The following is an 11,817-nucleotide window of genomic DNA, read 5'->3' as shown; positions in this document are numbered from 1 at the left end:
GTGCTCCGGCGCTGACCCGCTCCGGCGGAGCAGGACCGGGGCACGTCAGCCCTCGTCAGGGGTCCCCTGCCCCGCGCCCGCCCCCGCGCCCGCGATCGTCGCCGCGTCGATCCCCAGCTCCTGGGACAGGAACCGCCACATCCACGCGAGCGCGACCGCGTTGGTGAGGGTCGGGACACCCTGCGCGATCTGCGTCGCGACACCGTCGCTGTAGGCCGCGAGTCGCAGCGCCACGACCTCCGGGCCGTCCTCGGTGTGGAACACGCCGTCGGCGAGCCCACGCTCGACCACACGGACGAGGCACGCCTCCCACACGCGGATCCGTTCGGCGTACTCCGCCGCGACCTCCGGCCGTCGGGCGACGGCGGTCCAATAGTCCGACCAGATGCGCCAGTGCTGCCAGACCTGCTCGGTGTCGCCGAACAGTGGTCCGACGAGCATCCGGAGTCCGACCACGGGGTCCGGCTCGGCGTCCACCGCGGCGACGATCGCACCGTAGAAGCGCTCCGTCTCGAGCACGACGACCTCGTTGAGGATCTCCGCGACGCTGCCGAAGTGGTAGGTCACCGTGCCGACCGACACGTCCGCCGCCGCCGCGATGTCGCGGAGGCCCGTCTCGCCGACACCGCGCTGCACGATGACCGCGCGCGCCGCGTCGACGATCATCGCCCGGCGCACCTCCGGACGCTGCCGGACGCGGGAGGCCCCGGTCACGCCGACGTCCTCGGGACCTCGTCGGTGAAGGTGTGCTCGGCGACGAGCACCTCGGGCGCTCCGGTCGCGCCGTCTCGGGCCCAGGCGCGCACGGTGTTCACCAGGTGGAAGGCGTCGGCCGTCGCGGTCACGTCCGACGTCGTCTCGACCCGTGCTGCCCAGTCCGGCTGTCCGAGCCCGATCGCCCAGCGCGAGGTGGCACGAGCGCTGGTCGGGTCGTCCTGTCGGATCCGGTACGTCTCGCGCGCGTCCTCGGTGAAGACGAGCCCGTCCGGGTAGACGCGGCCGCCGCCGTACCCCGAGTCGACGTCGAGGGTCCACTCGCCGGTCTCCACGTCGTGCGTGACGGTTCGCTGCGGCAGCGGGTCGACGGGCGAGGTCCGCTCGATCGCGAGCGGGGTCGACCGGACCGGCTCCTCGAACCGCACACCGTCGTCCGTCGCCCTCGTCCACGTGGGCAGGGTGACCGACGACGCCGCCGGGTCGAGCGTCACGGTCGCCGCGGCACCGTGCGGCCAGACCCAGGGCCAGTACGACGAGGACACCGCGAGCCGCACCCGGTGGCCCGCGGCGAAGCGGTGTCCGGTCGAGACGAGCCGGACGTCCAGCTCGGTCGGCACGCCGGGCTCGAGCGGGTCGGCACGGTCGGCTCCGGCCCGCTTCGCGGCGTTGCACACGCCGCGGGTCACGAGGGTGGAGGACCCGTCCGGCGAGACGTCGCACAGCCGGACCGTGAGCGTCGCCCGCGGGAGGTCGCTCGTCACGGTGAGGCGCACCGTGACGTTGCCGAGGACGTCGAACGCCTCGTCGACGGGCAGGTCGAAGCACACCGAGCGGCCGTCCTCGGCCCGCTGGTCCGGCGGCAGGTCGGTGGCGTTGCCGAACGGGAAGAACCGACCGGCGTCGACACCGGTGTGCTGCGGCGACCGCACGACCACCGGGCCGTCCCCACCACCGCGCAGCACGTCGAGGGAGACCGTGCGGTCGGCGGAGGCGGTCGACGGCCAGGCCACGGCGGCGACCCACCGGCCCCGGCGCTCGGCGTAGTGGGTGGCGGGGGCCTCGCCCTCGTTGATCCAGGCGCGGAGGGCCGGGTCGTCCTCGACCCCGGTGTCGACGTCCTTCAACCACCGGTCCCACCACCGGAGCGTCTCCTGCAGGAACCCGATGGACGGCCCCGGCGCGAGACCGCGGTCCGGGTACTGGTGCGACCACGGACCGACGATGCCCTTCACCGGTGCGTCGACGTGCTCCACCAGGCGGAGCACGGCGTCCCGGTAGGGGTCCGCCCACCCGCCGACCGCGAGCACCGCTGCCCGGATCGCGGAGTGGTCCTCACCCGCGCTGCCGTGCCGCCAGTAGTCGTCGCGCTCCTGGTGCGACAGCCACACGGGGGTCATCGGCCGGTTCCGGTCCAGCCGTGCCCGCCACCGGTCGACCCAGTCCGGCCCGACGACCTCGGGACGCGGCGGCCGCGAGTTGAAGGCGAACATGGTGGCGCCCCAGGCCGTCATGTCGATGCCGAGGACCGCACCGCCGACGTAGTGCACGTCGTTGTCGTACCGGTCGTCGGTCGAGCACACCGTGACGATCGCCCGCAGGGCCGCCGGGGCCCGCGCGGCGAGCTGCAGCGCGTTGAAGCCACCCCATGAGATGCCGAACATCCCGACCGCACCCGAGGACCACGGCTGCGCGGCGAGCCACGCGATGACCGCCTCGCCGTCGCGGAGCTCCTGCTCGCTGTACTCGTCGTCGAAGAAGCCGTCCGACGACCCCGTGCCGCGGATGTCGACCCGGACCGACGCGTACCCGTGCTGCGCGTACCAGGGATGCCGTTCGGAGTCGCGGGGGGCGGTCCAGTCGTCGAGCCGGTACGGCAGGTACTCCAGGAGCACCGGCAGCGGTCCGTCGGGGTCGGCGGGAGCCCAGGTGCGCGCGTGCAGCCGGACGCCGTCGGGCATCGGGATCCACTCGTCCCGGACCGTGACGCCCTCGGGCAGCTGCGGGTCGGGGCCGATCGCGGTCAGGTGCGGGGTGCTCATGCGTCCTCCCAGTTCCTCGTGCGGTGTCCGTCGCCGTGGTCCGTCCAGCCCGGGGCGTCCCGCCAGCGCTGCACGCCGTCGCCGACGTCGGGGAGCTCGGTCTGCCCCGGTTCGAGCGTCGCCCGCAGCAGGGTGCGCGTGTACGGGTGGTTCGTCCCGGTGAAGACGCGCTCGGTCGGGCCGACCTCGACGATGCGCCCGCCGGTCATCACCGCCACCCGGTCGGCGACGCCCCGCACGACGGCGAGGTCGTGGCTGATGAACAGGCAGCTCAGCCCGCGCTCGCGGCGGAGGTCGTCGAGCAGCGCGAGGATCCCGGCCTGGACCTGCACGTCCAGCGCCGTGGTGATCTCGTCGGCGATCACGAGCCGGGGCTCGGCTGCCAGTGCGCGGGCGATGCCCACGCGCTGCCGTTGTCCGCCGGACAGCTGCGCCGGCAGCCGGTCGGCGTACTCGGGGCCGAGTCCGACCTGCGTGAGGAGTTCGCCGACGCGCGCCCGCGAGGAGCTCCCGGTGAACAGCCGGAGCGGCCGACCGACGGCGGCACCGACGGTGCGACGGGGGTTGAGCGAGGTGTCGGCGTTCTGGAACACGAGCTGCACGGCACGTCGGAGCTCCTGCGACCGCGCCGCGACCGGTTCGCGGAGGTCACCGCGCACCGTGCCGTCGTCGTAGGTGAACGAGCCCGACTCGGCGGGCACGAGGCCGGCGAGGGTCGTCGCGAGCGTGGACTTCCCGCTGCCCGACTCCCCCACGACCGCGAGGGTCTCGCGCGGCGCGATGGCGAACGAGACACCGTCGACGGCGGCCGGCAGGCCGCGTCGGTACCGGACCACGAGGTCCTGGGCGTCGACGACGGGGCGCTCGACCGGCGGCTCGACCGGTGACCCGGGAGGCGCGCTGCCGATCGCGGTGTCGGCGACCGTCCCAGGGACGCGCGCGTCGCGCCGGGGGCGGTCCGCGCCTCCCGTCCGGCGCTGCTCCGGCCGTCGACCGTCCGGTACCGCGGCGAGCAACGCGCGGGTGTACTCGTGCTGCGGCGCGGCGAAGAGCGCAGCCGTCGCGGCGTGCTCGACGACCTCACCGGCGCGCATGACGGCGATCTCGTCCGCCATCGCGGACACCACCCCGAGGTCGTGGCTCACGAGCAGCACGGCCATGCCGAGCTCGCGGCCCAGGTCGGCGACGAGGTCGAGGACGGCCGCCTGCGTGACCACGTCCAGCGCGGTCGTCGGTTCGTCGAGCACCAGGACGCGCGGGCGCGCGGCGACCGCCATGGCGATGGCGACGCGCTGCTGCTGCCCACCGGAGAGCTGGTGCGGGAAGCGCCGGACGATGGTGTCGGGGTCGGGGAGCCGGACGAGCCGCACGAGCTCCGCGACGCGGTCGGGCCCGTCGGGCTCGCCGTGTGCGCGCAGGGCCTCGCGGACCTGCTCCCCGACGCGCATCGACGGGGTGAGCGCCTGCCCGGCGTTCTGCGCCACCACCGAGGCCGTCCCGCCCCGCAGCGCCCGACGCCCAGCGGCCGAGAGTGCGAAGACGTCCTGACCGTCGACGAGGACGCGGCCGTCGGTGATGCGCGACCCCGCGCGCAGGTGTGCGAGCAGGGTGCGGGCCACGGTGGACTTGCCGCTGCCCGACTCACCGACGAGGCCGAGCGTGCGACCAGCGGCGACGCTGAAGGACACGCCGCGTACGACGGGCACCGTGCGACGCCCGGCGGCGTAGGACACGGCGAGGTCCTCGACGCGCACGAGCGGCCGCTGCTCGGGCTCCCCCGACTGCGGGCGGTGGACGGTCTGCTGGTCGGTCATGCGCCCGCTCCCTGCTGTGCGCGGTCGACGCCGAGCGACTTGGCCAGCCCGTCGGCGGCGAGGTTGAGGCCGACGACGAGCGTCGCCAGCGCCACGATCGGCGCGAGGGTGCCGAGCGGCACCACGGTCAGCGCCGTCCGGTTCTCCTGCACCATGAGCCCCCAGTCGGGCGTCGGTGGGTTCGCCCCGAAGCCGAGGAAGGACAGCGACGCGACGAGCAGGACGATCCAGGACGCCCGCATGGCGAACTCGACGAGGACGACGTCGAGCACGTTCGGCAGGATCTCACGGAACACGATCGACACGGCGCGCTCGCCGCGGGCGCGGGCCGCGGTGACGTAGTCCTGCGTGATCACCGTCCGCGCGGCACCACGGACGACGCGGGTGACGGCGGGTGCGTAGACGACGGTCACCGCGAGCACGATGACCCAGAGTCCGGCGTCGAAGACGGTCACGACGACGAGGAGCGCGAGGATCGAGGGCACGCTGAGCAGCGCGTCGACCACGCGCATGACGACCTCGTCGAACCAGTTGTCCGCGTACGCCGTGACGCAGCCGACCACGGTACCGACGGCGACGGCGATGGTGGTGGCGAGGAAGGTCACGAGGAGCGCGTACCGGCCGCCGTTGAGCGTGCGCGACAGCAGGTCGCGTCCGTACTGGTCCGTGCCGAGCCAGTGGGCCCAACTCGGGCCGGCGAGCACGTCCGTGGCGTCCGTCGCGACGGGGTCGTGTCCGGCGATGACGGGCGCGAGCACCGCCAGCACGAGGTGCACGGCGATGAACGCGAGGCCGACGCCGAGTGCCGTCGAGCTGCGGAACGGTGCGACGGCCGCACCGAGGACGCTCCGCGAGCGTGGGGCGACGGCGGTCATGCGTGGGCCTTCCGTGTGCTGCGGACCGGGCGGGTCCGGGTGCGGCGTTGCCGCGTGCGGAGCTTCGGGTCGAGTGCGAGGGCGACGAGGTCGGCCGCGAGGTTGCAGACGACGTAGACGAGGGCGCTCAGGAGCGCGATCGCCTCGATGGTCGGCAGGTCGCGGTTCGAGACCGACTCGAGCATGAGCTTGCCCATGCCCGGGTAGTTGAAGACGTTCTCCACGACCACCACCCCGCCGAGCAGCCAGGCGACGTTGAGCGCGATGACGTTCAGCGTCGGCAGCAGTGCGCTCGGCAGTGCGTGCTTCCACACCACCCTGCGCATCGTCAGGCCCTTGAGCTCGGCGGTGGTCACGAACTCGGACGTCATCACGTCGATGGTCGACGAGCGCGCGGTGCGGAGGATGTAGGCCGCCATCGCGAGCGTCAGCACGACGATCGGCAGCCAGACGGTCGGCAGGAGCGCCGCGACGGTGGCGTCGCTCCCGCGGAGCACGACGGCCGGGAACACCGGCAGGCCGATCGCGAACAGCAGCACGAGGACGGTCGCGACCATGAACTCGGGGACGCTCATCACGAGGAGGCTGACGGTCGAGACGACCCGGTCGGTCGCACGACCGCGGCGGACACCCGCGAGCACGCCGAGCGCGAGCGACAGCGTCACGCCGACCAGCATCGCCGGGAGGGCGATGAGCATGCTGTTCCGGAACGCCGTGAGGAGCGTCGGCGCGACCGGCTCGCCGCTGACGAGCGACGTGCCGAAGTCGCCGTGTGCGGCGCCGGCGAGCCACTGCAGGTACCGGAGCCAGACGTTCTCGTCGAGTCCGAGGGTCGCCCGGAGCTGCTGGACCGCCTCGGGCGTGGCGTTCTGCCCGAGCAGCTGCTGCGCGACGTCGCCGGGCAGCGCCTGCACCGCGAGGAACACGAACAGTGACGCGAGGACCACCGTCAGCACGGCGATGCCGAGTCGACGGAGGGCGGGGACGAGGACGTTCATCGGCGCAGTCCGATCCGGAGCCAGTCGAACTCGAAGCCGTACTCCGAGTAGTTGACGACGTCGCGGGACAGCCCGACCAGGCGGTCCCCGAACATCGGGGTCATGTCGGCGCCGTCCTCGACGACGAGCCGCTGCGCGTCCTGGTAGAGCGTCCGGCGCTTCGCGTCGTCCATCTCGGCGCGGGCGTCGTCGAGGAGCGTGTCGAAGGTCGGGTTCGACCAGGCGCTCTCGTTGTAGGAGGATCCGGTGCGGAAGATCTGGTTGAGCAGCTGGTCGATCGGTCGCCCGGTGAACCAGTAGCTCACCATGAGCGGCTTCTGCATCCAGATCTGGGTGTAGTAGGAGTCGGCGCTCGCGTTCCGGATCGTCAGCCGGATGCCGGCGTCGGCGACCGCGTCGCGGTAGGCCACCGCCATCGGGGTGAAGACCGACTCGTAGGACGACGTGTAGATGGACGTGCGGAGTCCCTCGGCACCGGCGGCCCGGAGCAGTGCGCGCGCCTTGTCCGGGTCGTGTTCGCGGTGCTCGTCGACGAAGGCGGCGAGCTGCGGCGGCACCGGGTTGTCCCAGCCGGGCGCCCCCGTGCCCTGCAGGGCCGTGTCGACGATCGTCCGCGGGTCGTACGCGAGCTTCATCGCCTGTCGGACCCTCGGGTCCGCGAACTCGTCGCTCGTCGCGAGCATCGGGATCGTGTACCACTGCGCGTTCGTGGAGCGGGCGATCGTCGCTCGGTCCGAGGCCGCGACGACCCGGGCGGTGGCGAAGTCGAGGTTCGTCTGCGAGATGAGGTCGACCTGGCCCGCGAGCAGGGCGTTGACGCGCGCGGTGGTGTCCTGGACGGAGAAGAAGTCGATGCCGTCGAGCGTCGGGCGACCCGCGAAGTGGTCCTCGAACGCCTCGACGCTCCCGGCACCGGCGGGCGTGAAGGACGAGAGGCGGAAGGGACCGGTGCCGATGCCCGTCCGGCCGATGTCCGCGACGGCGCCCGCCGGCACGATGTAGCACTGGTAGGCGGTGAGCAGCGACGGGAACTCGGCGTTCGGCTTCGTGAGCGCGAACCGGAGCGTGTACGGGTCGACCGCGGTCATCGACGAGGCGTCCATGACCTCACCGAGGACCCCGGCCTGCGGCGACGCGGTCGCCTCGTCGAGGATGTGCCGGATGCTCGCGATCGCGTCGTCCGCGGTGAACCGTGCGCCGTCGTGGAAGCGCACGCCACGCCGGAGACGGAACGTCCACTCGGTGCCGTCGGCGTTCGCGGACCACTCCTCGGCGAGGTCGGGTACGGTCGTCCCCTGCTCGTCGAGCCTGACCAGCCGGTTGTACAGGGCGCCGAGGTACTCGTAGGCGGACAGCGAGCTGGCCGAGTCGAGTGTCTCCGCGGCGGAGGCAGCGGGGCGTGCCACCCGGAGCCGTCCCCCCGCTCGGGTCGCGCCGGTCGCGGCGGCCTCGGGCAGCGCCGCGGTGCCGGCTGCCGCGCCGGAGCTGCACCCGGTGAGCGTGAGCAGGCCGAGCCCGGCCAGCCCGGCGGCACCGGTCAGCAGTGTGCGCCGGCTGGGACCGCGGACGTCGCGGTCGTCGTGGACGATGGGTTGCATTCGGGGTGACCCCTCCTGGTAATCGTTCCGGTGAACGATAGAGGGAGCCAGCTCGGAGCGCGAGCCCCGCTCCTCGGCCCGACGGCCGCTCGGCGCCCCCTCGATGCCCGTGGGCGCACCGATCCGAGGGCATCGGTACGCTGGTGACGACGCGCTCCAGTGTTTACCGATCCGTTACACGGCGGGTCCGCGGGAGCGCCGGACCGAGCGGGACGGCGGGAAGCCGCCGCACCGAGACGAGGAGCTTCCATGGCGACGTTCACCCGGGGCTTCGGCGGCCGCCGCGACGACCGCGACGACCCGCGCATCCCGCCCGGACAGACCCTCGTGCGCGACTGGCCGGTGCTCTCCGCCGGGGCCACCCCCGACATCGAGCCGGCCGACTGGAGCTTCTCCATCCGCACCGAGACGGGGCTCCGCACCTGGACCTGGGACGAGGTGCACGCCCTCGGCGTCGAGGACGTCACCGTCGACATCCACTGCGTCACCCACTGGACGAAGCTCGACATGCCCTGGCGTGGCGTCTCCCTCGACCGCCTGTTCGCGGACGTCGAGACCTCGCTCGACTTCTGCACGGTGCACAGCTTCGGGGGCTACACGACGAACGTGCCACGCGCCGAGCTGCTCGGTGGACGGTCGTGGATCGCCTTCGAGGCCGACGGCGCGCCCCTCACCCCCGAGCACGGTGGCCCGGCCCGCCTGCTCGTGCCCCACCTGTACTTCTGGAAGAGCGCGAAGTGGGTGCGCGGCATCGTGATGCAGGCCGAGGACGAGCCGGGCTTCTGGGAGAACGCCGGCTACAACATGCACGGCGACCCCTGGAAGGAGGAGCGGTACTGGTGAGCGGTCCCTCTCCCGTCGACGGCCTGGAGGCGCGGACCGCCCCGAGCGCGTCGGCCCCCGCCCGCAGACGGCCAGCCTGGCACGCCGCCACCGTCGCCTCCGTCGCACCGGAGACCCCGGTCGCGCGCCGCATCGTCCTCGACGTCCCGACCTGGCCGGGCAACGACCCGGGGCAGCACCTCGACCTGCGCCTCACCGCCGAGGACGGCTACCAGGCGTCGCGCTCCTACTCGATCGCCTCGTCCGGTGCGGGCACCCGGGTGACGCTCGCGGTCGACCGGGTCGAGGGCGGCGAGGTCTCCCCGTTCCTGGTCGACGCGATCGAGGTCGGCGACGGCCTCGACGTGCACGGGCCCCTCGGCGGGTGGTTCGTGTGGCGACCCGGCGCGTCGACGAGGCCCGTGCAGCTGATCGCCGGCGGGTCGGGCATCGTCCCACTGCTCCCGATGGTCACCGCGCACGCCGAGGCCGCCGACCGGATGCCGTTGCGGTTGCTGTACGCCACCCGCACGCCGGAGGACGTGTTCTTCCGCGAGGAGCTCGCGGACGCCCTGCGCGCGGCCGCGCCGCTCGAGGTCACGCACGTGTACAGCCGGCGCGCTCCGGAGGGGTCCGACGAACCCGTGGGGCGTCTCACACGGGAGCGACTCGATCGGGCCGTCCTGCCGCCCGGGTCCGGAGCGCTCGTGTACGTCTGCGGGTCGACGCCGTTCGTCGAGCAGGTGCTGCGGTGGCTCGGCGAGCTCGGCCACGACCTGTCCGACGTCCGAGCAGAGCGCTTCGGCGGCGCGTGACAGTCCTGGTCGTCCCGGTTCTCCGAGGAGACCGGGCCTGAGACGACGAAGGCCCTGGTCGGTGACCAGGGCCTTCGTGTTCCGAGCGGATGACGAGATTCGAACTCGCGACCCTCACCTTGGCAAGGTGATGCGCTACCACTGCGCCACATCCGCGTACACGCACACTCTACCCCGAACCGTTCCCGCGACCGTGATCCACGGCGCAGCCGGGCGCGTCGCACGCACCGTCGATCGCCGTCGGGTGCGGGATTGCGGGAAACCGCAAGCCTCGGACGCCGACCGATCCGAGCCGCCGTCGGCTCCGGATGCTTCCTCGGTGCCCCGAGTCCGTCCGGGCGGGGCGCCGGGGCCACCCACCCCTCGTCCGGCCTATCGCGGCGACCCGAACCCTGCGAGCGGCCGGACGGTCCCGGACTCCCAGGCCGACCGGGTTCACTCGGGGCATGAGCTACGTGCACGACAACCCCGGTGGCACCGAGGCACACGGTGTGGACCTGATCGACGGCGACTCGCCGGCCGTCCGCATCCTCGTGCACGGCAACCTGCCGACGACCATCGAGCACGAGGGTCGCACCTGGCTCGCCACGGGCGACGCGCACGACGACGGCGACCCGTCCGCTCCCCCGATCGCGATCTACCGTCCGGTCTGACGAGCACCGTCCGCGCCCGTCGTCGGGCTGGCGTGTCCTGTCAGGCGGGCGTCTTCCGTCAGCCCGGCGCTGTCGCAGCTGCCTGGCTCAGCAGGGCGACCACCGTCAGGTACAGCCCGGAGGAGAGGACCGCCCCGGGCAGCAGGGCGACGACGGCGACCGGGATCGCCCACAGCTGGTGCGCCCCGGGGTTCCCGTCAGGTGGCGTGCTCGCCATGGCGGCGAACGAGGACGCGGAGACGAGCACCGCGAACGCCGCCGTCATGCAGACGATCGGCCACGACCGGTAGCCGCCGGAGAACATCGGGACGAGGAGCGGCAGGAAGAACATCGCCGGAGCAGCGGTGAAGCCGATGCGGGAGACGATCCGGTAGGTCCGCCGGTCATCGGTCACGAGCTCCCCGCTCCCCGGAGTTCCGCGACGCTCCCGTCGAAGCAGGTCGACTCCGCGGTCACGCTGTAGCGCTGGGGGAAGGCGTTGAACCCGATCGACGTCACGGGCCCTCCGGCACCGCGGACGCCGAGCAGGGGGTCCGCCGATCCGCTCGCGAAGCGCTCGGTGGTGATCTCGAGTTCGTTCCACGCCTGCTCGACCCGTTCGACGTCAGCGGCCGGGTCCACTCCGTCCGGTGCCGTCCGCTCGACGATGGAGCTCCAGCGAGCTCCGGGCGCAGCGCCGGCACGTTCGCAGTGCTCCGCCGCCGGGCCGCTGTAGACGCTCCAGCCCCCGCCGATCGACTCCGTGGTCTGCTCGACCACGCGGACGATCGACCGCTTCGCGTGGGACGCATCCGTCCCGGATCCGCCGGGGTCGGCGCTGCACGCCGTGAGGACCGCTGCGGTCGCGACCAGCACGGCGACCCAGCTCGTCCCGCGACTCACCGTTCGTCCCCGAACTCGTCGTCCCGCAGCTCCGAGGCGTTCCCGGGCGCGCACACGCTGACCCCGGACATGCGGTACCGATCCGGCCCCGCATCGAGACCGATGGAGGTCACCGGACCGCTGGTCCCGCGGATGCCGACCCGCGTGCCTGCGCCACCCGTACCCGTGTCGACCACGTCCGTGCCCGCGTCCTCCCACACCGCACGCACGGCTTCGACGTCACGCTGCCGCCCGGTGGTGGAGCCAGCTCGTTCCGCGATGTAGACGTACCGGACGCGATCCCCGACGTCCTGTCCGCACGGCTCGACCGCCGGGCCACGGTAGACCGTCCAGTCGCCACCGACCGCGGACGTCGACCGCTCGACGAGATCGACGATCGACCGCTTCGCGGTCGCCGCATCCACCTCGGAGCCGCGCGGTGCCGTGCTCACGCAGCCGGTGAGCACGAGCAGGACGAGTGCCGTGGTCGAACCGAGCAAGGCGGTGCGCTGTGTCCTCGACCCGTCTCTCGTCGTCGTGCCGGCCGCAGCTTCGTCGCGCCGGATCTCCCCCATGTGCTCCCCCTCGTGCGCCCACTGTACGCAGGTCGGTTCGGAGTGAGCAG

12 protein-coding genes and 1 tRNA gene are annotated in these 11,817 nt (G+C 73.0%); 3 read left to right on the top strand and 10 right to left on the bottom strand.

Annotated elements, in window-relative coordinates; genetic code table 11:
* Positions 1 to 45: 45 nt before the first annotated feature.
* From J2X59_RS10240 to J2X59_RS10215, 6 genes are read right to left on the bottom strand one after another with little or no spacing between them, the layout of a single operon-like run.
* The gene (locus J2X59_RS10240) at positions 46 to 714 is read right to left on the bottom strand and encodes a TetR/AcrR family transcriptional regulator (protein ID WP_326496595.1); all 669 of its coding nucleotides are present in this window, start codon (positions 712 to 714) and stop codon (positions 46 to 48) included.
* Positions 711 to 2,756: a CocE/NonD family hydrolase gene (locus tag J2X59_RS10235; RefSeq protein WP_326496594.1), complete on the bottom strand. Its 2,046-nt coding sequence runs from the start codon at positions 2,754 to 2,756 to the stop codon at positions 711 to 713. The genes J2X59_RS10240 and J2X59_RS10235 overlap by 4 nt, the downstream gene beginning before the upstream one ends.
* Positions 2,753 to 4,570, bottom strand: a complete 1,818-nt coding sequence (locus J2X59_RS10230; RefSeq protein WP_326496593.1) for an ABC transporter ATP-binding protein — start codon at positions 4,568 to 4,570, stop codon at positions 2,753 to 2,755. Before J2X59_RS10230 ends, J2X59_RS10235 begins: the two co-directional genes overlap by 4 nt.
* A complete protein-coding gene (locus tag J2X59_RS10225) occupies positions 4,567 to 5,445 on the bottom strand; it encodes an ABC transporter permease (RefSeq protein WP_271826140.1) in 879 nt (292 codons plus the stop codon). Before J2X59_RS10225 ends, J2X59_RS10230 begins: the two co-directional genes overlap by 4 nt.
* Positions 5,442 to 6,443: an ABC transporter permease gene (locus J2X59_RS10220; protein WP_326496592.1), complete on the bottom strand. Its 1,002-nt coding sequence runs from the start codon at positions 6,441 to 6,443 to the stop codon at positions 5,442 to 5,444. Before J2X59_RS10220 ends, J2X59_RS10225 begins: the two co-directional genes overlap by 4 nt.
* Entirely contained in the window at positions 6,440 to 8,041 is a 1,602-nt protein-coding gene (locus tag J2X59_RS10215; protein WP_251160233.1) for an ABC transporter substrate-binding protein, read from the bottom strand. The genes J2X59_RS10220 and J2X59_RS10215 overlap by 4 nt, the downstream gene beginning before the upstream one ends.
* A 249-nt stretch (positions 8,042 to 8,290) precedes the next feature.
* On the opposite strand from J2X59_RS10215, the gene J2X59_RS10210 reads away from it, so the two are divergent.
* Positions 8,291 to 8,884, top strand: coding sequence for a molybdopterin-dependent oxidoreductase (locus J2X59_RS10210; RefSeq protein WP_066654225.1), 594 nt, complete (start codon positions 8,291 to 8,293; stop codon positions 8,882 to 8,884).
* A complete protein-coding gene (locus J2X59_RS10205; protein WP_326496591.1) occupies positions 8,881 to 9,678 on the top strand; it encodes an FAD-binding oxidoreductase in 798 nt (265 codons plus the stop codon). The genes J2X59_RS10210 and J2X59_RS10205 overlap by 4 nt, the downstream gene beginning before the upstream one ends.
* 84 nt (positions 9,679 to 9,762) lie before the next feature.
* On the opposite strand, the gene J2X59_RS10200 is transcribed toward J2X59_RS10205, so the two are convergent.
* Positions 9,763 to 9,834, bottom strand: a tRNA-Gly gene (locus J2X59_RS10200).
* A gap of 290 nt (positions 9,835 to 10,124) precedes the next feature.
* Here J2X59_RS10200 and J2X59_RS10195 point away from each other — a divergent pair.
* On the top strand, positions 10,125 to 10,331 hold the full coding sequence (locus J2X59_RS10195; RefSeq protein ID WP_066654223.1) for a hypothetical protein: 207 nt from the start codon (positions 10,125 to 10,127) through the stop codon (positions 10,329 to 10,331).
* Between the two features lie 58 nt (positions 10,332 to 10,389).
* On the opposite strand, the gene J2X59_RS10190 is transcribed toward J2X59_RS10195, so the two are convergent.
* From J2X59_RS10190 to J2X59_RS10180, 3 genes are read right to left on the bottom strand one after another with little or no spacing between them, the layout of a single operon-like run.
* Positions 10,390 to 10,725 carry a hypothetical protein gene (locus tag J2X59_RS10190; RefSeq protein ID WP_066654221.1) on the bottom strand — a complete coding sequence of 112 codons (336 nt, stop codon included), beginning with the start codon at positions 10,723 to 10,725 and terminating at the stop codon, positions 10,390 to 10,392.
* The gene (locus J2X59_RS10185) at positions 10,722 to 11,213 is read right to left on the bottom strand and encodes a hypothetical protein (RefSeq protein ID WP_326496590.1); all 492 of its coding nucleotides are present in this window, start codon (positions 11,211 to 11,213) and stop codon (positions 10,722 to 10,724) included. Before J2X59_RS10185 ends, J2X59_RS10190 begins: the two co-directional genes overlap by 4 nt.
* On the bottom strand, positions 11,210 to 11,767 hold the full coding sequence (locus tag J2X59_RS10180) for a hypothetical protein (RefSeq protein ID WP_326496589.1): 558 nt from the start codon (positions 11,765 to 11,767) through the stop codon (positions 11,210 to 11,212). Before J2X59_RS10180 ends, J2X59_RS10185 begins: the two co-directional genes overlap by 4 nt.
* Positions 11,768 to 11,817 lie beyond the last annotated feature (50 nt).

The sequence above is a fragment of the Curtobacterium sp. 260 genome (genome assembly GCF_030803485.1).
Taxonomy (GTDB): Bacteria; Actinomycetota; Actinomycetes; order Actinomycetales; family Microbacteriaceae; genus Curtobacterium.
This window is presented reverse-complemented; position numbering and strand designations above follow the sequence as displayed.

Coding starts and splice junctions, on each gene's coding strand:
- J2X59_RS10215 (WP_251160233.1), bottom strand. CDS start 8,041: ATGCAACCCATCGTCCACGACGACCGCGACGTCCGCGGTCCCAGCCGG.
- J2X59_RS10235 (WP_326496594.1), bottom strand. CDS start 2,756: ATGAGCACCCCGCACCTGACCGCGATCGGCCCCGACCCGCAGCTGCCC.
- J2X59_RS10180 (WP_326496589.1), bottom strand. CDS start 11,767: ATGGGGGAGATCCGGCGCGACGAAGCTGCGGCCGGCACGACGACGAGA.
- J2X59_RS10230 (WP_326496593.1), bottom strand. CDS start 4,570: ATGACCGACCAGCAGACCGTCCACCGCCCGCAGTCGGGGGAGCCCGAG.
- J2X59_RS10210 (WP_066654225.1), top strand. CDS start 8,291: ATGGCGACGTTCACCCGGGGCTTCGGCGGCCGCCGCGACGACCGCGAC.
- J2X59_RS10225 (WP_271826140.1), bottom strand. CDS start 5,445: ATGACCGCCGTCGCCCCACGCTCGCGGAGCGTCCTCGGTGCGGCCGTC.
- J2X59_RS10195 (WP_066654223.1), top strand. CDS start 10,125: ATGAGCTACGTGCACGACAACCCCGGTGGCACCGAGGCACACGGTGTG.
- J2X59_RS10220 (WP_326496592.1), bottom strand. CDS start 6,443: ATGAACGTCCTCGTCCCCGCCCTCCGTCGACTCGGCATCGCCGTGCTG.